Here is a 24,705-nt window from a genome sequence, read left to right as displayed (position 1 = left end):
GGCTGAGACCTGATGCCGAGCCGATTGTGGTGAAGTGGATGATCCTATGCTGTCGAGAAAAGCCTCTAGCGAGTTTCATGGCGGCCCGTACCCTAAACCGACTCAGGTGGTCAGGTAGAGAATACCGAGGCGTTCGGGTGAACTATGGTTAAGGAACTCGGCAAAATGCCCCCGTAACTTCGGGAGAAGGGGGGCCACGCTTGGTGAGAGGACTTGCTCCTCGAGCTGGGGGTGGCCGCAGAGACCAGCGAGAAGCGACTGTTTACTAAAAACACAGGTCCGTGCGAAGCCGTAAGGCGATGTATACGGACTGACGCCTGCCCGGTGCTGGAACGTTAAGGGGACCGGTTAGTCACTCTTCGGGGTGGCGAAGCTGAGAACTTAAGCGCCAGTAAACGGCGGTGGTAACTATAACCATCCTAAGGTAGCGAAATTCCTTGTCGGGTAAGTTCCGACCTGCACGAATGGCGTAACGACTTCTCGACTGTCTCAACCATAGGCCCGGTGAAATTGCACTACGAGTAAAGATGCTCGTTTCGCGCAGCAGGACGGAAAGACCCCGGGACCTTTACTACAGTTTGATATTGGTGTTCGGTTCGGCTTGTGTAGGATAGCTGGGAGACTTTGAAGCTCATACGCCAGTATGGGTGGAGTCGTCGTTGAAATACCAGTCTGGTCGTGCTGGATGTCTAACCTGGGTCCGTGATCCGGATCAGGGACAGTGTCTGATGGGTAGTTTAACTGGGGCGGTTGCCTCCTAAAGAGTAACGGAGGCGCCCAAAGGTTCCCTCAGCCTGGTTGGCAATCAGGTGTTGAGTGTAAGTGCACAAGGGAGCTTGACTGTGAGACCGACGGGTCGAGCAGGGACGAAAGTCGGGACTAGTGATCCGGCGGTGGCTTGTGGAAGCGCCGTCGCTCAACGGATAAAAGGTACCCCGGGGATAACAGGCTGATCTTCCCCAAGAGTCCATATCGACGGGATGGTTTGGCACCTCGATGTCGGCTCGTCGCATCCTGGGGCTGGAGTCGGTCCCAAGGGTTGGGCTGTTCGCCCATTAAAGCGGTACGCGAGCTGGGTTTAGAACGTCGTGAGACAGTTCGGTCCCTATCCGCTGTGCGCGTAGGAATATTGAGAAGGGCTGTCCCTAGTACGAGAGGACCGGGACGGACGAACCTCTGGTGTGCCAGTTGTTCTGCCAAGGGCATGGCTGGTTGGCTACGTTCGGGAGGGATAACCGCTGAAAGCATCTAAGCGGGAAGCCTGCTTCGAGATGAGTATTCCCACCTCCTTGAGAGGGTAAGGCTCCCAGTAGACGACTGGGTTGATAGGCCGGATATGGAAGCACGGTAACGTGTGGAGTTGACCGGTACTAATAGGCCGAGGGCTTGTCCTCAGTTGCTCGCGTCCACTGTGTTGGTTCTGAAACCACGAACGGCCCCACGTTTCACAGAGCGTGGTGCGGCATTGTTCGACAGTTTCATAGTGTTTCGGTGGTCATAGCGTAGGGGAAACGCCCGGTTACATTCCGAACCCGGAAGCTAAGCCTTACAGCGCCGATGGTACTGCAGGGGGGACCCTGTGGGAGAGTAGGACGCCGCCGAACAATTCTTGAAGAAAACCCCGCACCTTATGGTGCGGGGTTTTCTGCGTTTCCAGGCCTTTTCGCTCCCCCGGAGGGGAGCGAGGGCCGGCATCAGAGTCGGCCCGCTGCCTTCAACGCCAGATACGCGTCCGCGAGCGCCGGCGGCAATTCGTCGGGCGTCGCGTCGACGACCGTAACGCCTTGGCGGCGGAGCTTTTCCGCTGTGCGGTTGCGTTCTGCCTGGGCCTGGGCGGCTGCCGCGGCCTCGTAGACCGCGTCGGTGGTGCCGCGGGCCGCAGCCATCCGGGCGATGTGCGGATCGGACACCGAGGCGACCAGAACCGTATGACGCTGGGTCAGTTGCGGGAGGACGGGGAGGAGCCCTTCCTCCACGGGGCCCGCGTCCAGCGTCGTCAGCAGGACGACGAGGGAGCGACGAGGAGCCGTACGCAGGGCCGTGGCGGTCAGGCCGCGGGCGTCAGTTTCGACGAGTTCCGGTTCGAGCGTCGCCATGGCGTTGACCAGGGACGGCAGGAGGTCGCCGGCTGTGCGGCCCTGGACGAGGGCGCGGACGCGGCGGTCGTAGGCGAGCAGGTCCACGCGGTCGCCGGCGCGGGAGGCGAGGGCGGCCAGGAGGAGAGCGGCGTCCATGGAGGCGTCGAGGCGCGGGGCGTCGCCGACGCGGCCGGCCGAGGTGCGGCCGGTGTCCAGGACCAGAAGGATGTGACGGTCGCGTTCGGGACGCCAGGTGCGCACGGCGACCGTGGTCTGGCGGGCGGTGGCACGCCAGTCGATGGAGCGGGTGTCGTCGCCGGGGACGTACTCGCGGAGGCTGTCGAACTCCGTTCCTTCGCCGCGTTGCAGCACGCTGGTGCGGCCGTCCAGTTCGCGCAGGCGGGCCAGTTTCGACGGCAGGTGCTTGCGGCTGGTGAAGGGCGGCAGGACGCGGACCGTCCAGGGGACCTTGTGGGTGCCCTGGCGGGAGAACAGGCCGAGGGGGCCGTAGGAGCGGATGGTGACGCGGTCGGCCCGGCGGTCGCCGCGGCGGGTGGGGCGCAGGCGTGTGGTGACGCGGCGGCGTTCGCCCGCCGGGACCGTCAGATGGTGGCGGGACGCTTCGATCTCCGTGCCGGTGCGCCAGCTGCTGGGCGGCCATGCGTCGCGCAGGTGGGCGCGGAGCGGACGGTCCGTGGGATTGGTGACCGTCAGGGTGACGTCGGCGGCGTCACCCAGACGTACCGAGGTGTCGCCCGAGCGGGTGAGGCCGAGGCGGCGCACGGGGGCGGCGAGGGCGTAGTCGCAGGCGCATGCCAGGGCCAGGGTGCCGTTGACCGCGAGGATGCCCGTCCAGCCGGGTTCCAGGATGCCGACGGGGAGGGAGCCGAGTGCCGCGAGGAGCGCGGCGCGTCCGGTGAGTGCCATCAGCGCGGGACGGGGACGTGGGTGAGGATCGCGGTGATGACGGAGTCGGCGGTCACGCCCTCCATCTCGGCCTCCGGGCGCAGCTGGACGCGGTGGCGCAGGGTGGGCAGGGCGAGGGCCTTCACGTCGTCGGGGATGACGTAGTCGCGGCCGGTCAGCCAGGCCCAGGCGCGTGCCGTGGACAGCAGGGCGGTGGCGCCGCGGGGGGAGACGCCCAGGGTGAGGGAGGGCGACTCGCGGGTGGCGCGGCAGATGTCGACGACGTACGCGGCGATCTCGGGGGAGACGGTCGTCTTGGCGACGGCGGCGCGGGCGGCTTCCAGGTCGGCGGCGTTCGCGACGGGGCGTACGCCGGCGGCGCGCAGGTCGCGCGGGTTGAAACCGGAGGCGTGGCGGGTGAGGACGTCGATCTCGTCCTGGCGGGAGGGCAGCGGGACCGTGAGCTTGAGGAGGAAGCGGTCCAGCTGGGCCTCGGGGAGGGGGTAGGTGCCCTCGTACTCGACGGGGTTCTGGGTGGCGGCTACGAGGAAGGGGTCGGGGAGCGCGCGGGGCGTGCCGTCGACGGTGACCTGGCGTTCCTCCATGGCCTCCAGCAGGGAGGACTGGGTCTTCGGGGGCGTGCGGTTGATCTCGTCGGCGAGGAGGAGGTTGGTGAAGACCGGGCCGGGCTGGAAGGAGAACTCGGCGGTGCGGGCGTCGTAGACCAGGGAGCCGGTGATGTCGCCGGGCATCAGGTCGGGGGTGAACTGCACGCGTTTGGTGTCGAGTTCGAGGGCCGCGGCGAGGGCGCGGACGAGGAGGGTCTTGGCGACGCCGGGGACGCCTTCGAGCAGGACGTGGCCGCGGCACAGCAGTGCGACGACGAGGCCGGTCACGGCGGGGTCCTGACCGACCACGGCCTTGGCGATCTCGGCGCGCAGGGCTTCGAGGGCGGCGCGGGGGTCGCCCGGCTGTCCGGTCTGCCCGGCGTTGTCAGTGGTCGGGTCCATCATGGACGGCGTACCTCTCTTTCGAGGGCGTCGAGTCGGTCGGTGAGTGTGATCAGGGCTGCGTCGTCGCTGGGAGACGGCCCGAAGAGGAGGGTGTGCAGGGCTTGTTGTCCGTCGCCGTGCAGGCGGGCGGACAGGGCCGGGAGCAGGGTTTCGGGCGTGTGCGCCTGGGTGGTGGGCACGCCGACGAGGGGGGCGAGTCGGGTGCGTGTGGTGGAGCGTAGAGCGGCGGCGGCGCGGTCGCGGGCGTTCGCCTTGCGGTAGAGGCGGGCGCGGCCTTCGGCGGTTTCGGAGGCGCGGATCGCGACGGGGAGTTTTTCGGGGACGAGCGGGCCGAGCCGACGGGACCGCCACAGGGCGGCGAGGGCTGCCGCGACGAAGAGTTGCAGGGTGCCCCAGAGCCAGCCGGAGGGGAGCAGGTCGACGAAGGGCTTCTGGTCGCCGGGTGTGGTGGCCGAGGTGTCGGCGAGCGAGGGGAGGTACCAGACGAGATGGGGTCGGGAGCCGAGGAGTTGGAGGGCGAGCGAGGCGTTGCCCTGCTCGTCGAGGTGGTCGTTGACGAGGATGTCGGGCGCGCCGAGGAGGACGGTGTCGCCGCGTCCGGTGGCGTCCGGGACGCGTACGAGGGTGGCCAGGCCGTCGCTGGGGTAGCACTCGTCGGCGTCGACGTGGGTGGTGCTGTAGCGGATGCCGCCGGTGTCGGCGGTGCCCGCGCGCCGGGCGGCGGGCAGGGCGCAGCCGGGTTCGAGGAGGGAGTCGGCGCTGGTGACGGAGTCGGCGGTGACGCCCGGGGCGAGCCGTTCGACGGAGGTGCGGCCGGCGACGAGGACGGTACGGCCGCCCGATTCGGCGGTGGCGGTGCGCAGTTGCCGTTGCTGACCGGGCGTCAGCAGGTCGGGGACGGCGATCAGGAGGGTGGTGTCGGGGCCGGCGGCGGTGCGGGCCTGGTCCAGGGTGGTGACCACGCGCGTGTGCACGCCGTGGCCGGCGAGGAGTTGGGCGACGGCGCGGCTGCCGGAGGGGTCGGCGGACCGCGGGTCCAGGGAGCCGTGCCGGGTGGTGGAGCGGACCAGGGCGATCGCGACGGCCGCCGCCAGGAGCACGACGAGCGCGAGGGTGATGCCTCGGGCGCGGGTGAGGACCTGACGGGTGGTGGGCGAGGCCGAGGTGGCGGGGAGCGTGGCCTCGGTGGTCATCCGGCGGCTCCCTGGCGGTCGTCGGGGGTTGTGCCGGCGGTGCTGGCCGCGAGGTGGGGTTTGGTGCGGTCCAGGTCGCGGTCGAGTTCGGCGAGGCGGTGGTACGACTGCTCGCTCGCGCTGCGGCCGCCGTATGTGACGTCGTCGAACTCGTGGGCGGCGGCGCGCAGTCGGTCCAGGTGCGCGGGCAGGGCGCGGCCCGCCTCGGCGGCGGCCTCGTCGGCGGTGCGGCCGGGGCGTACGTCGAGCAGGGCGCGCTCTTCCAGGGCGCGGACGATGGCGCGCATGCGTTCCTGGACGGCCTGGTTCCAGTGGCCCTGGGCGGCGTGTGCGTCGGCGGTCGCGCGGTGTTCGGCGGCGCTGCGGGGGCGGTCGTCGAACAGGGCGGCGGCGGAGGTGGGGGGGCGGCGCGGCGACCCCAGGCGCCACCAGAGGGCGGCGAGGACCGCGAGGACGGCGACGACGATGACGACGAGGCCGACGGTGCCGCCGGGGGTCGCGGTGGTGGCGGCGCTGAAGAGGCGGTCCAGCCAGTCCCAGAAGGCGTTCAGGGCGCGCTGGAGCGGGCCGGGGTCGTCCTGGTGGTACATCCGCTTGGACAGTTCACGGCGGGCGGCCTCCCGCGCGGGGTCGCGCGGTGTGGTCACCGGGGGCTCCCCGTCTGAGCCCGCGCGCGTGAACGCGGCTGTGCCGTGCAGGCGCAGCAGTGCGTGGACGGCGGTGTCGGTGGCATGGGCCAGTGCGGTCGCGGCGGTGTCGGCGGCGCGTGCCGGCGTCGTGCCGGTCGTGTCCGCCGCGTGGGCCAGCGTCGCCGCGGCCGTGCCGGTGGTGTGCGGCCAGGCCGCCGCGGCGATGCCGGCGGTGTGCGGCGGTGCCGTTGCCGCCGTGACGATTCCCCCCGTCAGGCTCACGGCATCAGCTCCTCGTCGTGCTGCCGGCCGGGCCGGTGCTGTGGTCCGGGAGGCCGGCGGCGCGGGCGAGTTCGAGGTCGAGGGCCTCGCGGCGGATGCGCTGGTCGATGTAGAGCAGCACGGTCACGCCGGCGCTGATCGGGAAGGTGATCATGGCGCCGATCACCGAGCCGATGCCGCTGATGATGAGGAACGTCCAGCCGCGTTCACCGTCCATGAGGCCGGAGACGCCGCCCCCGTTCGCGGCGGCGGCGATGAAGGTGAAGGGGAGGACGACGAGCGCCGCGACGATGTTCGCGATGATCCCGGCGAGCAGCTGGATGCCGAAGACCCGCCACCAGGAGCCGCGGACGAGCTTGGCGGAGCGGCCCATCGACTTGCGGATGCCCTGCTTCTCCAGCATCAGGGCCGGGGAAGCCAGGGAGAAGCGGATCATCAGCCACAGGACGACGACGAACGCGGCGAAGCCGCCGAGGGCGGCGAGACCCAGTCCGGCATTGGCGTTGCCGGCGACGGCCACGAGGACGCCGGGGGCGACGCCCACGCCGGCGATGACGGCACCGATGAGGATCAGCAGTCCGATCAGGCCGAAGAGCCTGGCCAGCTGGGTGCGGGCGTCGCGCCAGGCCTCGGTGAAGGTCACCGGGCGGCCGAGCACGGCCCGGCTGGTCACCGTGGTGAGCAGGGCGGTCGCCGTGACCGTGCCGATCAGGGAGATCAGGAAGATGACCGCCGAGTTGAGCAACGAGTCGCCCAGGGCACGGCTCACCTCGCTGAGGCTGGCGTGGGGGTCGTCGAGGGTGTCGCTGCCCGTGGTGTCGAGGGCGAGGCCCTGCAGGAGGACAGAGAGGACCTGGGTGACGACGGCGACGGACAGCGTGATGCCGAGCACCGTGCGCCAGTAGGTGCGCATGGTGGACACCGCGCCGTCGAGAATCTCCCCGACGCCGAGCGGGCGCAGCGGGATCACGCCGGGCTTGGCCGCGGGCGGGGGGCCGCCCCAGCCGGCGCCCCAGGGGCCGGGGGCGCCGTAGCCGTAACCGCCGGGGCCGCCGTAGCCGTATCGGCCGGGAGCTCCGTTGCCTCCGGCCGGGCCGCCGGGGCCCGCGTGGCCGCCGGGGCCGGGCGGGGGCGGGGTGCCCCAGCCGGGGCCCGGCGGCGGGGGCGGCGGGGCCTGGCCGGGGCTCTGCGGGCCGGTCGGCGCCGACCACTGGCCTGCGGGGGGCTGCACCTTGGACCACTTCGCGCCGGGGCTCTGCGGGTCCTGAACCGGCTGGTCGGCGGGCTGTTCCGGCTCGGCGGGGCGGGACGCGCCGGGCTCGTGCCCGTCGGACGGGGCGGATCCGGGCGAGGCCCAGCCCGGAGTGTCGTTCATCGTCGCTCCTTCACGGTGCCCGTCCGCGGGTCGCGGCGGCAGGTTGGCAGCCATCGTGCCATGGGGTGGTCATCCGGGTACCGGCCGAGGTCGGGCCCGCGCATCTTCAATTGTCCGCCGGATACGGGGAAGACTGACGGCATGGCTGATCAGTACGCGCACGCCGACGAGGACAGGCAGCTCACCGGGATCCCCGCGATCCGCTGGGAGGAGCCGCCCGAAGGACCCGTTCTGGTCCTGCTGGACCAGACGAGGCTGCCGACCGAGGAAGTCGAACTGGTCTGCACGGACGCGTCCGCGCTGGTGGAGGCGATCCGTTCGCTCGCCGTGCGCGGGGCGCCGCTGCTGGGCGTCGCGGGGGCGTACGGGGTCGCGCTCGCCGCCGCGCGCGGGTTCGACGTGGACGAGGCCGCTACCGCGCTGGCCGGGGCCCGGCCGACGGCGGTGAACCTGTCGGTCGGAGTGCGCCGCGCTGTCGAGGCGCACCGGACGGCGTGCGAGAAGGGCGCCACGCCGGGGCAGGCCGCGCAGGCGGCGCTGGCCGCGGCGCGGACGCTGCACCGGGAGGACGCCGAGGCCAGCGTCCGCATGGCCGAGCACGGGACGGCGCTGCTCGAGGAGCTGCTGCCCGCCGGGGGGCACCGGATCCTCACGCACTGCAACACCGGGGCGCTGGTGTCCGGCGGTGAGGGCACCGCGTTCGCGGTGGCGCTCGCGGCGCACCGGGCGGGGCGGCTGCGGCGCCTGTGGGTGGACGAGACGCGGCCGCTGCTGCAGGGGGCGCGGCTCACGGCGTACGAGGCGGCCCGGCACGGCATGGCGTACACGCTGCTCACGGACAACGCGGCGGGGTCGCTGTTCGCGGCCGGTGAGGTGGACGCGGTGCTCGTCGGGGCGGACCGGATCGCGGCCGACGGGTCGGTGGCGAACAAGGTGGGCAGTTATCCGCTCGCGGTGCTCGCCCGCTACCACCACGTGCCGTTCATCGTGGTCGCGCCGGTGACGACCGTGGACCTGGACACCCCGGACGGGGCGGCCATCGAGGTGGAGCAGCGTGCCGGGTTCGAGGTCACGGAGATTCAGGTGCCGCAGGTGCAGGCGAGCGGTCCGGGCGGCGGGGTGCCGGTGGCGCCGCTGGGCACGCAGGCGTACAACCCGGCGTTCGATGTGACGCCGCCGGAGCTGATCACGGCGATCGTCACGGAAGGGGGCGCGCTGTCGCCGGTGACGGGCAAGGGGCTCGCGGAGCTGTGCGCGCGGTCCCGGGAGGGGGCCGCCGGGTAGGCAGCGGCCGGTGCGGTGCTCGCGCCCGCGAAGGCCGTGGGCAGACAGTGACCGGTGAGTACGACTATCGTCACGGGCCAGTGACGTGCCTCACCAGGCGCCCCGGTCACTGTTACGAGAATGGGATGATGTCGTTTATGAAGGGACGAGTCCTTGTCGTCGACGACGACACCGCACTGGCCGAGATGCTCGGCATTGTGCTGCGTGGTGAGGGTTTTGAGCCGTCTTTCGTAGCCGACGGCGACAAGGCGCTGGCTGCGTTCCGGGAGGCCAAGCCCGACCTGGTGCTGCTGGACCTGATGCTGCCTGGTCGGGACGGTATCGAGGTGTGCCGTCTGATCAGGGCGGAGTCCGGGGTGCCGATCGTGATGCTCACGGCCAAGAGCGACACCGTCGACGTCGTGGTGGGTCTGGAGTCGGGTGCTGACGACTACATCGTCAAGCCGTTCAAGCCCAAGGAGCTGGTGGCCCGGATCCGGGCTCGCCTGCGCAGGTCCGAGGAGCCGGCCCCGGAGCAGCTGGCCATCGGGGACCTGGTCATCGACGTGGCCGGGCACTCCGTGAAGCGGGACGGGCAGTCGATCGCGCTGACCCCGCTGGAGTTCGACCTGCTGGTCGCGCTGGCCCGCAAACCGTGGCAGGTGTTCACCCGTGAGGTGCTGCTGGAGCAGGTGTGGGGCTACCGCCACGCGGCGGACACCCGCCTGGTCAACGTGCATGTGCAGCGGCTGCGCTCCAAGGTCGAGAAGGACCCGGAGAAGCCGGAGATCGTGGTGACCGTCCGTGGTGTCGGTTACAAGGCCGGGCCGAGCTGACATGTCCAGGGACAGTGCCGCCTCGGCTCCCGGCCGGTCCGGGGTCCGCGCCGGGCGGCCTGTCGGCCGAAAGCTCCTCGGCTCGCGTTGGGCCCGGCTGGTGGAGGGCGGGCTTCTGCAGGGCGGGGTGCACGGCAGCCCCGTGGTCCGCCTTTTCATGCGCTGGATACGCCGTCCGCTGCTGCCGGTGATGCGGCTGTGGCGGCGCAACATCCAGCTCAAGGTCGTCGCCACCACGCTGCTGATGTCGCTCGGCGTGGTGCTGCTGCTCGGCTTCGTCGTCATCGGGCAGGTGCGCAACGGCCTGCTGGAGGCGAAGGTGAAGGCCTCGCAGAGCCAGGCCGCGGGCGGGTTCGCCGTGGCCAAGCAGAAGGCCGACGAGGCGGCTGCGGGCACCGACGACGGCACAGGGGTCGACACGCGTCCCTCGCAGAACGTCATCGAGTGGATGAGCAACCTCGTCTCGTCCCTCGCCAGCGGCGGCCAGGGCGCCTTCGACGTGGTCACGCTGCCCGCGGGCGCCGGCAGCGCGGGCGGCCTCGGCCCGCGCGCGTCCGGGTTCGTCAGCCCGTCGGAGAGCGTCCCGGTCGCCCTGCGCGAGCGGGTCGACTCCAGCACCGGCGCGGCGCAGAGCTACACCCGGATCATCTACAGCAACGGCCGCCCCTCACAGCCGGCGCTGGTCATCGGCAAGCAGGTCAACGACCCCAACAGCGACCCGTACCAGCTGTACTACCTCTTCCCGCTCACGCAGGAGGAGAAGTCGCTCAGCCTGGTCAAGGGCACGCTGGCGACCGCCGGGCTGTTCGTCGTCGTCCTGCTCGGGGCGATCGCGTGGCTCGTGGTGCGGCAGGTCGTCACACCGGTGCGGATGGCGGCCGGGATCGCCGAGCGGCTGTCGGCCGGGCGGCTGCAGGAACGCATGAAGGTCACCGGCGAGGACGACATCGCGCGACTCGGTGAGGCCTTCAACAAGATGGCGCAGAACCTCCAGCAGAAGATCAGCCAGCTGGAGGACCTGTCGCGGATGCAGCGCCGGTTCGTCTCCGACGTCTCGCACGAGCTGCGTACGCCGCTGACGACCGTGCGGATGGCCGCCGACGTCATCCATGAGGCGCGCGAGGACTTCGACCCGGTGACCGCGCGGTCGGCGGAACTGCTCGCCGACCAGCTCGACCGGTTCGAGTCGCTGCTCGCCGACCTGCTGGAGATCAGCCGCTTCGACGCGGGCGCCGCGGCGCTGGAGGCGGAGCCGATCGACCTGCGCGAGGTGGTGCGGCGCGTGGTCAGCGGGGCCGAGCCGCTCGCCGAGCGCAAGGGCACGCACATCCGGGTGGTCGGCGACCAGCAGCCCGTGGTCGCCGAGGCCGATGCCCGGCGCGTGGAGCGCGTGCTGCGCAACCTCGTCGTCAACGCGGTCGAGCACGGCGAGGGCAAGGACGTGGTGGTCAAGCTGGCCGCGGCGGGCGGAGCGGTCGCGGTCGCGGTGCGCGACTACGGCGTCGGGCTCAAGCCCGGTGAGGCGACCCGCGTGTTCAGCCGCTTCTGGCGCGCCGACCCGGCACGCGCGCGTACGACGGGCGGTACGGGCCTCGGGCTGTCCATCGCCCTGGAGGACGCGCGGCTGCACGGCGGCTGGCTGCAGGCGTGGGGTGAGCCGGGCGGCGGCTCGCAGTTCCGGCTGACGCTGCCCAGGACCGCCGACGAGCCGCTGCGGGGCTCTCCGATACCGCTGGAGCCCAAGGACTCGCGGCGCAACCGCGGGCTGAACGGCGCCGGGCAGGCGCGACAGGACACGGAGAAGTCGGCCACCGTGCCGGCCCAGCCGGCCGGCGAGCAGCGGCCCGGGCTGCCGTGCCGGGCGCAGTTGCCGCCGCGGCCGGCCGGGTCCGCGGCCACCGCCGACCCGACGGCGCTGCCCGGCAACGGCGCGCGCGTGGTGCCCCGGCCCGGTGGCGCGACGCCCCGCCAGGACGGCGCGGCGGGTGGGGAGCCCGCCCAGGGCCGGGCGGACGCCGCCGTGGCCCGGCCCGACGACTCGGACACACAAGGGGAGGCCTTCCGTGGGCGCTGACCGCGAGGGGGGCGCCCGGCGCACGCCGGCGCGCGCGATGGCGTACGCCGCCTGTGGTGTCGTACTGCTGGCGGGGTGTGCGTCGATGCCCGACAGCGGGGATCTGCGGGGCGTGGAGTCCACGCCGCGACCGGACTCCCAGGTGCGGGTGTTCGCGATGCCGCCCGCGGAGGGCGCACCGCCGGCGGACATCCTGCAGGGTTTCCTGGAAGCGCTGACCAGTGACGATCCCGGTTATGCGACGGCACGGCAGTATCTGACGCCGGGGGCTGCGCGGGCCTGGCAGCCGGGGCGGGCGATCACGGTGCTTCAGGACGGGCCGAGCATGCAGGCCGCCCGCTCCGCCAGCCGGGAGGACGCCGACGACGCCGCCTTCACGCTGAGCGGCACCCGGGTCGCGACGGTGGACGCGCAGCAGTCGTACCGGCCCACTGACGGGCCCTACCGGCAGACGGTGCATCTGACGCGGGACGACACGACGCAGCAGTGGCGCATCGACGGGCTGCCGCAGGGCGTCGTGATGGGCAAGTCGGACTTCCAGCGCAACTACATGTCCGTCAACAAGTACTACTTCGCGTCGAACGTGGCCGCCGCGAACGGGGAGACCACGGCTGTCGCCGACCCGGTCTACGTGCGCGAGCGGGTGGATCCGATGACGCAGGTCGTGCGCTCGGTGCTGCAGGGCCCCACGTCGTGGCTGCGGCCGGTGGTCCGCTCCAGCTTCCCCACGGGTACGGACCTGGCGCGCGGCACGGCCGCCCTGACCCCGGACGACCAGAACAAGCTGACCGTGCCGCTCAACGGCAAAGCCGCGCGGGTCGGCCGGGCCCGGTGCGACGAGATGGCGGCGCAGCTGCTGTTCACCCTGCAGTACGTCACGCCCACGGTGAACGAGGTCGAGCTGCGCTCCGGCGACACGCACCTGTGCTCCCTCACCACCGACCAGGCGGACGCGGTCGCCGCCCGCGGCTCGACCGCGCACCCCGACTACGTGTACTTCATCGACGACAAGAGCCGGCTGGTACGGCTGGCCACCGGCGCCGACGGCACCAAGGCCGAGCCGGTCCCCGGCGCCCTGGGCCAGGGCGTACGGCCGCTGCGGGCGGCCGCCGTGTCACGGGACGAGCGGGAGGCGGCCGGCGTCAGCAGCGACGCGAGCGCCCTGTACGTCGCCTCGCTGGTCTCCAGCAGCTCGCTCGGCGGCGCGGTGCTGACCAGCCACGGCGCGACGCCCGCGGACCGGCTGACGACGCCCAGCTGGGACGCGCACGGAGACCTGTGGGTGGCCGACCGCGACCGTGCCCATCCGCACCTGTGGCTGCTGCAGCAGGGCGGGGGCACACCGGTGGACGTGGCCGTTCCGGGGCTGGACGGGCGCATCCGGGAGGTCCGGGTGGCCGCGGACGGGGTGCGGATCGCGCTCGTCGTGGAGAAGGACGGCAACCAGTCGCTGTTCGTGGGGCGGATCCAGCGCTCGGACGACAACGACACGAGGGGGGCCGACGGGGCTCGGCCCGCGGTGTCCGTGCTGGAGCTGCGCCCTGCCACGCCCGGCCTGGAGGAGATCAAGGCCATGTCCTGGTCCGGCGACAGCAGGCTCGTCGTGGTCGGGCGCGAGGCGGGTGGCGTGCAGCAGATGCGGTACGCCCAGGTCGACGGCTCGATACCGGAGGGGCCGCCGCCGGCCGCGCTGTCCGGCGTGGAGGACATCGCCGCCTCCGAGGACGACCGGGTGCCGCTGGTGGCGTACTCCGGTGAGGACGGCATCGTGCGGCTGCCGGCCGGGGCGCAGTGGCAGAAGCTCGTCAAGAGCGGTACGGCGCCGGTGTATCCGGGCTGATCCCGCGGGATCGCGGAAGCCCTCCGGTGGAGTCCGGGAGTTTTCCACAGGGCGCCACAGGGTGCCACAGGGGGTTGTCCACAGGGGTGGCCGGGACCTCGTGGTCTTGGCACAGTGGTCCTATGCGGGGGTGGTGGCAGGACCTCACCGACCTGGTGCTGCCGGCCGAGTGCGCCGGCTGCGGACGGGCTCGTGCGGTGCTGTGCCCCGAGTGCCGTACGGCGCTGAGCGGGGCCGTGCCGTGCCGGGTGCGGCCCGTGCCGCAGCCGCCGGGCCTGCCGGCCGTGCACGCCGCGGCGCGCTACGCGGACGAGGTGCGGGCGCTGCTGCTCGCGCACAAGGAGCGGGGCGTGCTGGCGCTGGCCCGGCCGCTGGGCGAGGCGCTGGCGGCGGCGGTGCGGGCCGGGCTCCGGCCGAGCGGGGTGTCCGGTGAGGCGATGGCGGACGGGTGCGTGCTGCTGGTGCCGGTGCCGTCGGCGCGTACGGCGGTGCGGGCGCGCGGGCACGACCCGGCGCGGCGGATCGCGCTGGCGGCGGCCGGAGAGCTGCGCCGGGGCGGGATGCCGGTCCGGGTGGCCGCGGTGCTGCGGCAGCGGCGGGCGGTGGCCGACCAGGCGGGGCTGGACTCGCGGCAGCGGCTGGCCAACCTCGAGGGCGCGCTGAGCGTCGTGCCCGGCGGCGGGCGGCTGCTCGCGCAGGGCCCGGTGGTGCTCGTCGACGATCTGATGACGACCGGTGCCTCGCTCGGTGAGGCGGCGCGAGCGGTGCGTGATACCGGCGTGTCGCCTGTGTACCGGCGGGCCGGTGGGGAAGGACGGAAGGAACACGAAGCCGCGGGGCCGGAAGGGAGACCGGATCGGGCGCACGGGAGGTGGGGAATGCCCAACGACAACCGTGCCGGTCGCGTGGTCTGCGCGGCGGTGGTCGCGGCATCTCCGGATGCTTTCGAATTAAACCGGAACTGATCGAGAACTTGAGTCGTTGCAGGTAATGAGGCGTCAATTCACCTGAAGGGAGGTACACGTCAAGAGAGGGTGACGACATCCGGCCGGGCGAGATATGTTCGGTTGTGAGGGAAAGCCGCAGGCCATGCCCCTCGTTTGCGAATGCCGTGCCGCGGGTTTTGAGTAATCATCCGCAGCACAGGGGGTGTAGATCTTGCGCATGGGGGAGGAGGAGGTGAAAGTCACCGAGTCCGAGGTTCCGGAGCACACCGGAGCCTGGTGCAAAAGGGAGATGCTCCGCCGGTGAAGCGGGGCGATCCGGGAACGGAGTTCTGCGTGGACATCGTCGTCAAGGGCCGCAAGACCGAGGTGCCCGAGCGGTTCCGGAAGCACGTGGCCGAGAAGCTGAAGCTGGACAAGATCCAGAAGCTCGATGCCAAGGTGATCAGCCTCGACGTCGAGGTGTCCAAGGAGCCCAACCCCCGACAGGCCGACCGATGCGACCGAGTGGAGATCACGCTCCGCTCCCGCGGCCCGGTGATCCGGGCGGAGGCGGCGGCCAACGATCCGTACGCGGCACTCGACCTGGCGGCGGAGAAGCTGGAAGCCCGGCTGCGCAAGCAGCACGACAAGAGGTTCACCCGCCGCGGAGCCAAGCGGATCAGCGCGGCGGAGGTCCCCGACCACGTCCCGGGTGTCGCGACGCTCAACGGGAACGGCCATCCCGTCCCGGCGGAAGAGTCGGACAGCGTGCCCACCAAGAAGATCGGCTCGCTCGAGGTGCAGGGCGACGGCCCCCTCGTCGTACGCGAGAAGACCCACGTCGCCGCCCCCATGACCCTCGACCAGGCCCTCTACGAGATGGAACTGGTCGGCCACGACTTCTACCTCTTCGTCGACTCCGAGACGAAGGAGCCCGCCGTCGTCTACCGGCGCCACGCCTACGACTACGGCGTGATCCACCTCAGGACCGACACGATGGTCACCGAGGCGTCCTCCCTGGACGCGGGCGGTTCGCTGGGCGGTTGACCCTCCGTACGACAGCCGGGCCGGTGCCCCTGGAGCGCTGCGTGCGCCCCCAGGGGCACCGGCGTGCGCCCCTTCGCCCACCGCTGCGTCACCGTGTGGTCGCCGAGGCATGGAATCATGGCCGCAACGGCTCAACCGGTGGGTCGTTGCCTTGGGTTGGCGATGGCACAGGACCACAGGCCACAGCCTTCAGGGGGAGGAACGATGGCGGACACCTTCGGACCGATGCGGGACGGGGACGCCGATGACGGCGTCGGCATGAGCCCGGGCGCAGCCGGCTCCGCACGCAGCGAGCCGATCAGAGTCCTGGTCGTGGACGACCATGCCCTGTTCCGCCGTGGTCTGGAGATCGTGCTCGCCGCCGAGGAGGACATCCAGGTCGTCGGCGAGGCCGGGGACGGCGCCGAGGCCGTGGAGAAGGCCGCCGACCTGCTGCCCGACATCGTGCTCATGGACGTACGCATGCCCAAGCGCGGCGGCATCGAGGCGTGTACCTCCATCAAGGAGGTCGCTCCCAGCGCGAAGATCATCATGCTGACGATCAGCGACGAGGAGGCCGACCTCTACGACGCGATCAAGGCGGGCGCGACCGGCTATCTGCTCAAGGAGATCTCCACCGACGAGGTGGCCACCGCCATTCGCGCGGTGGCCGACGGCCAGTCGCAGATCAGCCCCTCCATGGCCTCCAAGCTGCTCACCGAGTTCAAGTCGATGATCCAGCGCACCGACGAGCGCCGGCTGGTGCCCGCGCCGCGGCTGACGGACCGTGAGCTGGAAGTGCTCAAGCTCGTCGCCACCGGGATGAACAACCGCGACATCGCCAAGGAACTGTTCATCTCTGAGAACACCGTGAAGAACCACGTGCGCAACATCCTGGAGAAGCTTCAGCTGCACTCCCGGATGGAGGCCGTGGTCTACGCGATGCGGGAGAAGATCCTCGAGATCCGCTGAGCGTCAGGCCGTCAGCCGGGCCAGTTCGGCGACCAGCGGCTCACGCAGCTCCGGGGCCTCGACGCGCTCCACGCGTACGTCCGTGCAATCGACCCAGGAGGCCGCCTCGACCAGGGCCTGGGCGACGGCCGGGACGGCCTTCCTCCCGTCCACGCCGACCTGCTTGGCGACCAGCGTGCGGCCCTCGCGCGCCGGGTCGACACGGCCCACGAGGCGGCCACCGGCCAGGACGGGCATCGCGAAGTAGCCGTGGATCCGCTTGGGCCGGGGGACATAGGCCTCCAGGCGGTGCGTGAAACCGAAGATCCGCTCCGTGCGCGCCCGCTCCCAGACCAGGGAGTCGAACGGGGACAGCAGCGTGGTGCGGTGCCTGCCGCGCGGCGGGGTCCGCAGGGCCGCCGGATCGGCCCAGGCGGGGCGGCCCCAGCCCTCCACCGTCACCGGCACCAGGCCCGAGTCGGCGATCACCGCGTCCACCTGCTCGCCCTTGAGCCGGTGGTAGTCGGCGATGTCCGCGCGCGTCCCCACGCCGAGCGCCTCGCCGGCCTGGCGGACCAGGCGGCGCACGCACTCCGTGTCGTCCAGCTCGTCGTGCAGCAGCTCCGCCGGGATCACGCGCTCGGCCAGGTCGTAGACGCGCTTCCAGCCGCGGCGGGTCACGCAGACCACCTCGCCGTACATCAGCGCGCGCTCGACGGCGACCTTGGTGCCGGACCAGTCCCACCAGTCGTTCGTCTTCTTCGCACCGCCCAGCTCCGTCGCGGTCAGGGGACCGTCGGTGCGGAGCTGCTTGATGACCTGGTCGTAGGCGCCGTCGGGCAGCTCGTGGTTCCAGTGCGGGCGGTTGCGGTAGGCGCGGCGGCGGAAGGCGAAGTGGGGCCACTCCTCGACGGGGAGGATGCACGCGGCGTGCGACCAGTACTCGAACGAGTGCGAGTCCGTCCAGTAGGCCTGCTCGACAGCCGTGCGGCCGACCGCGCCGAGGCGGGCGTAGGGGATGAGCTCGTGCGAGCGGGCCAGGACGGAGATGGTGTCGAGCTGGACCGCGCCGAGGTGGCGGAGAACACCGCGGACGGCCGCGCCGGGTTGCGTGCGGCGGGCGTACGGCGCCGCGCCGAGGAGGCCCTGGGCGCGGAGGGTGATGCGGCGGGCCTCGTCTGCGGTGAGCTCTGCGGTCGGCTCTGCGGTGGGGCGCGGGGTGGTCATGTCCGGCACGATAGGGGTGGGGACTGACAGGGCGGGAGTGAGCTGGGGATTCTCGCCGAGCGGGGTGGGGTGCTCCAGCTGCTCGCGGCTGCTCGCGGCTGCTCGCGGCTATTCGGGCTGTGCGGGCGCCGGCAAGTAGGGCGCTGTCGAGGGCAGGCCGAGGTCCGAGGGGAGCAGGGAGCCCACCCAGCAGTCCCGGCGTACGCCCTTGTTGTTGAGCGCGGAGCGCAGGGTGCCCTCGACGGTGAAGCCCGCCCGGTGCGCCACCGCGCGGGAGGCGTGGTTGCCGACCTCCGCCCGCCATTCGACGCGGTCGACGGACAGGTGGGTGAAGGCCCAGCGAGTGGCGGCGACGGTGGCCTCGGTGAGGTAGCCGTGGCCGCGGTGTTCCTTCGCCGCCCAGTAGCCGATCTCCGTCATGCCCAGGGAGCGCATGGTCAGGGCGAGCATGCCGGCCAGTTCGCCGCCGGGCAGGAACACGCCGAAGGTGCACATCGAGGCGTCGGCCCAGCCCTCGGGGACCGTCTGCTCGGTGAAGGCACGCGCGTGTTCCGGGAGGTAGGGCGAGGGGATGGTGGTCCAGCGCTGGATGTCCGGGTCCTGCACGGCGGCGTACACCGCGTCGGTGTCCTGCGGGCCCACCGTGCGCAGAACGAGGCGGTCGGTGGCCAGTGTGACGGGTTCCATCGGCCGATTCTGCTCGGGTCGGGCCGTGGACCGCCATCCTTTTGCCCTGCGTGAGCGGGCGATCACAATTCGCGCAATTCGTCGGCGGCTTGCGGCACCATCGCCGCGGCTCGGCCGTTGTCCCCTGTGAAGCGGATTTGAAGCAGAGCGAGAAGGAGCGACGGTCCTCGCGATGGCAGGCCTCCCGGCGTGGCGGGGTCCTCGCATACGATGGCCGTTGCTCAGTAAGCCAAGTGGTAACCGACCGTCCCAGGCCCGACCGGCAAGGAGACCAACCCCCGTGTCCGTCCTCTCGAAGATCATGCGTGCAGGCGAAGGCAAGATCCTGCGCAAGCTGCACCGCATCGCGGACCAGGTCAACTCCATCGAAGAGGACTTCGTCGACCTCTCCGACGCCGAGCTGCGGGCCCTCACCGATGAGTACAAGCAGCGGTACGCCGACGGCGAGAGCCTGGACGACCTCCTGCCCGAGGCGTTCGCCACGGTCCGCGAGGCCGCCAAGCGCGTCCTCGGCCAGCGCCACTACGACGTGCAGATGATGGGCGGCGCCGCCCTGCACCTGGGTTATGTGGCCGAGATGAAGACCGGTGAGGGCAAGACGCTCGTCGGCACCCTGCCCGCGTACCTGAACGCCCTGTCCGGCGAGGGCGTGCACATCGTCACGGTCAACGACTACCTGGCCGAGCGCGACTCCGAGATGATGGGACGCGTCCACCGGTTCCTCGGGCTGTCCGTCGGCTGCATCCTGGCGAACATGACGCCGGCCCAGCGCCGCGAGCAGTACGCGTGCGACATCACCTACGGCACGAACAACGAGTTCGGTTTCGACTACCTGCGCGACAACATGGCGTGGTCGCAGGACGAACTGGTCCAGCGCGGGCACAACTTCGCCATCGTCGACGAGGTCGACTCCATCCTCATCGACGAGGCCCGTACGCCGCTGATCATCTCCGGCCCCGCCGACCAGGCCACCAAGTGGTACGGCGACTTCGCCAAGCTGGTCACGCGCCTCAAGCGCGGCGAGGCCGGCAACCCGCTCAAGGGCCTCGAGGAGACCGGCGACTACGACGTCGACGAGAAGAAGCGCACGGTCGCGATCCACGAGTCCGGTGTCAGCAAGGTCGAGGACTGGCTGGGCATCGACAACCTCTACGAGTCGGTGAACACCCCGCTGGTCGGCTACCTCAACAACGCCATCAAGGCCAAGGAGCTGTTCAAGCGCGACAAGGACTACGTCGTCATCGACGGCGAGGTCATGATCGTCGACGAGCACACGGGCCGTATCCTCGCCGGCCGCCGCTACAACGAGGGCATGCACCAGGCGATCGAGGCGAAGGAAGGGGTGGACATCAAGGACGAGAACCAGACGCTCGCCACGATCACCCTGCAGAACTTCTTCCGCCTCTACGGCAAGCTGTCCGGCATGACCGGTACGGCCATGACCGAGGCCGCGGAGTTCCACCAGATCTATAAGCTCGGCGTGGTCCCGATCCCGACCAACCGCCCCATGGTGCGCAAGGACCAGTCGGACCTCATCTACCGCACCGAGGTCGCGAAGTTCGAGGCGGTCGTCGACGACATCGCCGAGAAGCACGAGAAGGGCCAGCCGATCCTCGTCGGCACGACCTCCGTCGAGAAGTCCGAGTACCTCTCGCAGCAGCTCAGCAAGCGCGGCGTCCAGCACGAGGTGCTCAACGCCAAGCACCACGAGCGCGAGGCGCAGATCGTCGCCCAGGCCGGCCGCAAGGGCGCCGTGACGGTGGCCACCAACATGGCCGGCCGTGGTACGGACATCAAGCTCGGCGGCAACCCCGAGGACCTCGCCGAGGCCGAGCTGCGCCAGCGCGGACTCGACCCCGAGGAGCACATCGAGGAGTGGGCCGCGGCCCTGCCCGAGGCGCTCAAGCGCGCCGAGGGCGCCGTCAAGGCCGAGAAGGACGAGGTCGAGAAGCTGGGCGGTCTCTACGTGCTCGGTACCGAGCGGCACGAGTCGCGGCGGATCGACAACCAGCTGCGCGGTCGTTCCGGCCGGCAGGGCGACCCGGGCGAGTCCCGCTTCTACCTGTCGCTCGGCGACGACCTGATGCGGCTGTTCAAGGCACAGATGGTCGAGCGCGTGATGTCGATGGCGAACGTCCCCGACGACGTGCCGATCGAGAACAAGATGGTCACGCGCGCGATCGCGTCCGCGCAGGCGCAGGTGGAGACGCAGAACTTCGAGACGCGCAAGAACGTCCTGAAGTACGACGAGGTGCTCAACCGCCAGCGTGAGGTCATCTACGGCGAGCGCCGCCGCGTCCTGGAGGGCGAGGACCTGCACGAGCAGATCCAGCACTTCATGGACGACACCATCGACGCGTACGTGCAGGCCGAGACCGCCGAGGGCTTCCCGGAGGACTGGGACCTGGACCGGCTGTGGGGCGCGTTCAAGCAGCTCTACCCGGTCAAGGTGACCATCGAGGAGCTCGAGGAGGCGGCCGGCGACCGCGCCGGGCTCACCGCCGAGTTCATCGCGGAGTCCATCAAGGACGACATCCACGACCAGTACACGGCGCGTGAGGAGCAGCTCGGCTCCGAGATCATGCGGGAGCTGGAGCGCCGCGTCGTGCTGTCGGTGCTGGACCGCAAGTGGCGTGAGCACCTGTACGAGATGGACTACCTCCAGGAGGGCATCGGCCTGCGCGCGATGGCCCAGAAGGACCCGCTGGTCGAGTACCAGCGCGAGGGCTTCGACATGTTCACCGCGATGATGGACGGCATCAAGGAGGAGTCCGTCGGCTACCTGTTCAACCTGGAGGTCCAGGTCGAGCAGCAGGTCGAGGAGGTCCCGGTCGAGGACGTCGTCCCGGCGGCGGGCGTCCAGGACGCGGTGCCGGCGCAGGCGGGCGCCTCGCGTCCGGAGATCCGGGCGAAGGGGCTGGACGCGCCGCAGCAGCGGAACCTGCACTTCTCCGCGCCGACCGTGGACGGTGAGGGCGGGGTCATCGAGGGTGACCTGGCGACCGACGAGGACGGAGTGCGTTCCGAGGCGGACGGGCTGACGCGGGCGGAGCGGCGGAAGCAGCGGGGCGGGCGGCGCCGTAAGAAGTGACGGTGCGCTGCGCGGGCTTGACCGTGACGTGAGCTGAGGGGCCGGGTACCTGGGAGGTGCCCGGCCCCTTGGTGTTTGGTCAGGCGCGTTGTTCGGGTGCGGGGTGCGTTGTGGCTCGGGGCCGGTGCCTGCGGCGGCCTGTGCGGGTTCGTTGTGGTTGGTCGCCTGTGCCTGCGGCGCTGGGTGGTCTTTCGTCTGGCGGTTGCGTTGTGGCTGGTCGCGCAGTTCCCCGCGCCCCTTAGATGCCTGCGGCGGCCCGTTGCTGTCCGGTGGGTGGCTGGTGTCGCGCCTGCGGTTGTCTGTGGGTCGGGGCCGCGGCGGGGGATGTCCGTCCTCGGTCCGGCCGCCCGTTTCCGACGAGGGGCACCGTTGCCCGGTGCCGGACGCTGCGGGCGGACACCCCCCGCCACGTCCCCTTGCCGCCGTGGGCGGCTGCGGGGCGTCGCGGTGGGTCAGTCCGTTTCCGGGCGGCGGGGGCCGCCCGCGTCGACTGCTGTGCAGCGCCAGCGGTGGTCCTGGCCGCGTTCCAGGCGGAACGCGAGGGCGCTCAGGCGGTTGCCCGTGGTGATGCGGGCGAAGACCTCCAGGGCGCCGGGGTGGACCTCGTAGTAGCCGAGGTCGTGGACGATCGGCTGGGGGCCGCGGGCGGTGCGCAGGGGGCCGCACTCGGCAAGCCAGGCCAGTTCGTCGTAGGCGCGGCCGCGGGTGTGGCCCAGCATGAAGTGGACGGGGCGCCGGCCGGTGAGGACGGCGAGGAGGCGTTCGGCGAAGAAGTCCGTGGGGACGGGCGCCGGCGGGCGGGTCGTGGGGTTGGCCGGGGTGGTCGGTGGGCGGGTGTCCGTCGGCCTCGTGCGGGTGCGGGGGGCGCGGCCCGGGCCGGCCGGCGGGCGGGCGCCCGATGCGGTGCGCGGTGGGGTGCCGCCCGGGGTGCGCGGGGGTGTGCCGCCCGGCCGGGTCGTGTCGCGGCGGCCGGCGGGGCGGGTGCCGGCACGGCGCTGCAGCCTGGTCATGACCTTGTTCATGGGGTTCCCCGTTTCACGCGAAGCCGGTCGGTACCGGTCGGTAACTTCTCGTCACGGATCTTGTACGGCGTGCGTTCGCCGGGCAAGGCAGACGCGGCTCGGCGGGGAGCGGCGGGAAATTCACCTATCCGAGTGACGCGGGCGGCGCCGGGCCCGCAGCGTGCGGGTGGACGGGGGTGAGAAGGCGGACCGCGGTGGACGACTCCGAGCGGGGTGACAGGAACCCGAAAGGGGACCGCCCACGTATCCTGAAGTCCCTTCGACCACGAGAAAGCGGCCGGCCATGCGCGTCTACGTCCCTTTGACCCTCCCCGCGCTCGCCGAGGCGTACAAGTCGGGTGAGCTGGGGGCCGACGGCGCGGTGACGGCCTACGCGGTCACGCCCGGGCTGCGGGAGTGGTACGTCTCCGACGACATCGAGGAGCTGGAGTACGCGGCGCTGAGCCGGGCCGCGCTGGCTTCGCTGCGGCTGCTCGCGGCGGACCCGGGCGCGGCGCGCCGGCGGGTGGTCGTCGCCCTGGATGTGTCCGACGGCGCGGCGAGCGCGGACCCCGACCGGGCGCTGGACCCCGCGGCGCTCGGCGAGGTGCGGGTGAGCGGGGCCGTGCGGCTGGCCAAGGCCGCCGCGGTGCATGTCGACGCGGACGACGCCGAGGCGGACGTGACGGCCGCCGCGCAGGCGCTGGCGGCGGCGGACGGCGGGGACGACGACGCGCAGTTCGTGGTGGACGGCGCCGAGGACCATGAGCTGCTGTGGTACGCCACGCAGGAGATCCCGAACCTGGTGCAGGGCCTCTGACCTGCGGTGATCACCGACCGTTCCCGATTGTCAGTGGGGGCGGGTACCTTTTTGGCATGGGGATGCGAGGAGCGTCGCACATTGTCTGGGACTGGAACGGCACGCTGTTCCACGACAATGAGGCGATCATCGGGGCGACGAACGCGGCGTTCGGCGAGCTGGGGCTCGAGCCGATCACGCTGGAGCAGTATCGCGCGCTGTACTGCGTGCCGGTGCCGAAGTTCTACGAGCGGCTGCTCGGGCGGCTGCCCACGGACGCCGAGTGGGAGCTGATGGACGGCGTCTTCCACCGGCACTACACCGAGCACCGCATACGGTGCGAGCTGACCGTGGGCGCGGCGGAGCTGCTGGCCGGATGGCGGTCGGCGGGGCACAGCCAGTCGATCCTGAGCATGTACGGGCACGACGACCTGCTCCCGCTGGTGCGCACCTTCGGGATCGAGGAGCACTTCCTGCGGGTGGACGGGCGTACGGGGCCGTCCGGCGGCAGCAAGGCCGAGCACATGGTGCGGCATCTGAGTCTGCTGACGGGTGTGGACCCGGCGCGCACGGTGGTGATCGGGGACGCCGCCGACGACGCGGTGGCCGCGCGGCACGCCGGGGCGCAGGCGGTGCTGTACACCGGCGGGTCGCACAGCCGGGCCAGCCTCGAAGGGGTCGGGGTGCCGGTGGTGGACACGCTCGAGGAGGCCGTCGAGGAGGCCCGGCGCATAGCGGCGTGAGGGTCAGGTCACGGGGGCCTTCGCACGCAGCACCGTGAGGAACTCGCGCATCCAGGTCGGGTGGTCCGGCCAGGCGCGGGAGGAGACCAGGGTGCCGTCGACGACCGCCTCCGTGTCCTGGAAGGTGGCGCCGGCGGACTGCATGTCCAGCTCCAGGGCCGGGTACGCGGTGACCCGGCGGCCACGCAGGCCGTCGACGGCCGCGGTGATGAGCGGGCCGTGGCAGATCTGGGCGACCGGCTTGTCGGTGTCGAAGAAGGATTTGAGGATCTTGCGGAGTTCGGGATCGTTGCGGAGATACTCCGGGGCGCGTCCGCCGGGGATGACGACGGCGGCGTAGTCGCCGGGGTCGACCTCCGAGAAGGCGAGGTCGGCGGGCCAGGTGTAGCCGGGCTTCTCGGTGTAGGTGTCGAAGCCGGGTTCGAAGTCGTGGACGACGAACTGGAGCTTCTTGCGGGTGGGGGCCGCGATGTGGACCTCGTAGCCCTCCTCGATGAGGCGCTGGTAGGGGTAGAGGACCTCCAGGGACTCTGCTGCGTCGCCGGTGACGATGAGGATTTTGGCGGGCATGTCGGCTGCGCTCCCCTCGGGGCAGTGGCTTCCAAAGGAAACGTGCCTCGCCAGGGCGGCCTTGCCAAGGGGGACGCGCCGGATTGCGCACCTGATTCCGGGCGCCGGCGCAAGGGAGGCAGCGGAATCCGGGTCGCGGCCGGCGTTTCTGCGGGCAGCGGCCGGGCGGAAGACCAGGCCATGGGCCGCCATGGG

At 71.3% G+C, this 24,705-nt stretch carries 19 protein-coding genes and 2 rRNA genes; 12 read left to right on the top strand and 9 right to left on the bottom strand.

Annotated elements, in window-relative coordinates; translation table 11 throughout:
* Positions 1 to 1,394: ribosomal RNA gene (locus tag AC0B9F_RS05875) — 23S ribosomal RNA — on the top strand; the annotation flags it as partial.
* Positions 1,395 to 1,487: 93 nt separating this feature from the next.
* Positions 1,488 to 1,604: ribosomal RNA gene (rrf, locus tag AC0B9F_RS05870) — 5S ribosomal RNA — on the top strand.
* 90 nt (positions 1,605 to 1,694) lie between these two features.
* Here the strand turns inward: rrf and AC0B9F_RS05865 are convergent.
* From AC0B9F_RS05865 to AC0B9F_RS05845, 5 genes are all read right to left on the bottom strand, one after another.
* On the bottom strand, positions 1,695 to 3,005 hold the full coding sequence (locus tag AC0B9F_RS05865) for a DUF58 domain-containing protein (RefSeq protein ID WP_471998963.1): 1,311 nt from the start codon (positions 3,003 to 3,005) through the stop codon (positions 1,695 to 1,697).
* The gene (locus AC0B9F_RS05860) at positions 3,005 to 3,994 is read right to left on the bottom strand and encodes an AAA family ATPase (protein ID WP_471998962.1); all 990 of its coding nucleotides are present in this window, start codon (positions 3,992 to 3,994) and stop codon (positions 3,005 to 3,007) included. The genes AC0B9F_RS05865 and AC0B9F_RS05860 overlap by 1 nt, the downstream gene beginning before the upstream one ends.
* Positions 3,994 to 5,190, bottom strand: coding sequence for a DUF4350 domain-containing protein (locus AC0B9F_RS05855; RefSeq protein ID WP_471998961.1), 1,197 nt, complete (start codon positions 5,188 to 5,190; stop codon positions 3,994 to 3,996). The genes AC0B9F_RS05860 and AC0B9F_RS05855 overlap by 1 nt, the downstream gene beginning before the upstream one ends.
* The gene (locus tag AC0B9F_RS05850) at positions 5,187 to 5,897 is read right to left on the bottom strand and encodes a DUF4129 domain-containing protein (protein WP_471999015.1); all 711 of its coding nucleotides are present in this window, start codon (positions 5,895 to 5,897) and stop codon (positions 5,187 to 5,189) included. The genes AC0B9F_RS05855 and AC0B9F_RS05850 overlap by 4 nt, the downstream gene beginning before the upstream one ends.
* Positions 5,898 to 6,105: 208 nt before the next feature.
* Positions 6,106 to 7,476 carry a glycerophosphoryl diester phosphodiesterase membrane domain-containing protein gene (locus tag AC0B9F_RS05845; protein WP_471998960.1) on the bottom strand — a complete coding sequence of 457 codons (1,371 nt, stop codon included), beginning with the start codon at positions 7,474 to 7,476 and terminating at the stop codon, positions 6,106 to 6,108.
* Between the two features lie 141 nt (positions 7,477 to 7,617).
* On the opposite strand from AC0B9F_RS05845, the gene mtnA reads away from it, so the two are divergent.
* From mtnA to AC0B9F_RS05810, 7 genes are all read left to right on the top strand, one after another.
* On the top strand, positions 7,618 to 8,760 hold the full coding sequence (gene mtnA, locus AC0B9F_RS05840) for an S-methyl-5-thioribose-1-phosphate isomerase (protein WP_471998959.1): 1,143 nt from the start codon (positions 7,618 to 7,620) through the stop codon (positions 8,758 to 8,760).
* 125 nt (positions 8,761 to 8,885) lie between these two features.
* Positions 8,886 to 9,575 carry a two-component system response regulator MtrA gene (gene mtrA, locus AC0B9F_RS05835; protein WP_009188938.1) on the top strand — a complete coding sequence of 230 codons (690 nt, stop codon included), beginning with the start codon at positions 8,886 to 8,888 and terminating at the stop codon, positions 9,573 to 9,575.
* Between the two features lies 1 nt (position 9,576).
* A complete protein-coding gene (mtrB, locus tag AC0B9F_RS05830; protein ID WP_471998958.1) occupies positions 9,577 to 11,649 on the top strand; it encodes an MtrAB system histidine kinase MtrB in 2,073 nt (690 codons plus the stop codon).
* On the top strand, positions 11,639 to 13,489 hold the full coding sequence (locus AC0B9F_RS05825) for an LpqB family beta-propeller domain-containing protein (RefSeq protein WP_471998957.1): 1,851 nt from the start codon (positions 11,639 to 11,641) through the stop codon (positions 13,487 to 13,489). The genes mtrB and AC0B9F_RS05825 overlap by 11 nt, the downstream gene beginning before the upstream one ends.
* A gap of 122 nt (positions 13,490 to 13,611) precedes the next feature.
* The gene (locus AC0B9F_RS05820) at positions 13,612 to 14,454 is read left to right on the top strand and encodes a ComF family protein (RefSeq protein ID WP_471998956.1); all 843 of its coding nucleotides are present in this window, start codon (positions 13,612 to 13,614) and stop codon (positions 14,452 to 14,454) included.
* Between the two features lie 315 nt (positions 14,455 to 14,769).
* Entirely contained in the window at positions 14,770 to 15,462 is a 693-nt protein-coding gene (hpf, locus tag AC0B9F_RS05815) for a ribosome hibernation-promoting factor, HPF/YfiA family (protein WP_471998955.1), read from the top strand.
* A 204-nt stretch (positions 15,463 to 15,666) separates the two neighbouring features.
* Positions 15,667 to 16,413, top strand: coding sequence for a response regulator (locus tag AC0B9F_RS05810; RefSeq protein WP_471998954.1), 747 nt, complete (start codon positions 15,667 to 15,669; stop codon positions 16,411 to 16,413).
* Positions 16,414 to 16,416: 3 nt separating this feature from the next.
* Here the strand turns inward: AC0B9F_RS05810 and AC0B9F_RS05805 are convergent, their stop codons facing one another.
* Positions 16,417 to 17,619 (bottom strand): winged helix-turn-helix domain-containing protein, encoded by a 1,203-nt coding sequence (locus tag AC0B9F_RS05805; RefSeq protein WP_471998953.1) that lies wholly within the window; start codon positions 17,617 to 17,619, stop codon positions 16,417 to 16,419.
* Positions 17,620 to 17,727: 108 nt separating this feature from the next.
* Positions 17,728 to 18,306, bottom strand: coding sequence for a GNAT family N-acetyltransferase (locus AC0B9F_RS05800; RefSeq protein ID WP_471998952.1), 579 nt, complete (start codon positions 18,304 to 18,306; stop codon positions 17,728 to 17,730).
* A gap of 280 nt (positions 18,307 to 18,586) precedes the next feature.
* Between AC0B9F_RS05800 and secA the strand changes: the two genes are divergently transcribed.
* Positions 18,587 to 21,397, top strand: coding sequence for a preprotein translocase subunit SecA (secA, locus tag AC0B9F_RS05795; protein ID WP_471998951.1), 2,811 nt, complete (start codon positions 18,587 to 18,589; stop codon positions 21,395 to 21,397).
* Between the two features lie 452 nt (positions 21,398 to 21,849).
* Here secA and AC0B9F_RS05790 read toward each other — a convergent pair whose 3' ends face one another.
* Complete coding sequence (locus AC0B9F_RS05790; RefSeq protein ID WP_471998950.1) at positions 21,850 to 22,419, bottom strand: Rv3235 family protein; 570 nt, start codon at positions 22,417 to 22,419, stop codon at positions 21,850 to 21,852.
* Between the two features lie 283 nt (positions 22,420 to 22,702).
* Here AC0B9F_RS05790 and AC0B9F_RS05785 point away from each other — a divergent pair, with 283 nt between their 5' ends.
* Both AC0B9F_RS05785 and AC0B9F_RS05780 read left to right on the top strand, forming a co-directional pair.
* Positions 22,703 to 23,218 (top strand): DUF6912 family protein, encoded by a 516-nt coding sequence (locus tag AC0B9F_RS05785; RefSeq protein ID WP_471998949.1) that lies wholly within the window; start codon positions 22,703 to 22,705, stop codon positions 23,216 to 23,218.
* A 56-nt stretch (positions 23,219 to 23,274) separates the two neighbouring features.
* Complete coding sequence (locus AC0B9F_RS05780) at positions 23,275 to 23,940, top strand: HAD family hydrolase (protein WP_471998948.1); 666 nt, start codon at positions 23,275 to 23,277, stop codon at positions 23,938 to 23,940.
* A 3-nt stretch (positions 23,941 to 23,943) separates the two neighbouring features.
* On the opposite strand, the gene AC0B9F_RS05775 is transcribed toward AC0B9F_RS05780, so the two are convergent.
* Entirely contained in the window at positions 23,944 to 24,510 is a 567-nt protein-coding gene (locus AC0B9F_RS05775; RefSeq protein ID WP_471998947.1) for a DJ-1/PfpI family protein, read from the bottom strand.
* Positions 24,511 to 24,705: the final 195 nt, after the last annotated feature.

The sequence above is a fragment of the Streptomyces sp. NPDC097129 genome (assembly GCF_055668065.1).
Note: the sequence above shows the minus strand (reverse complement) of the source record. Positions and strands in the feature narration are given on the sequence as shown.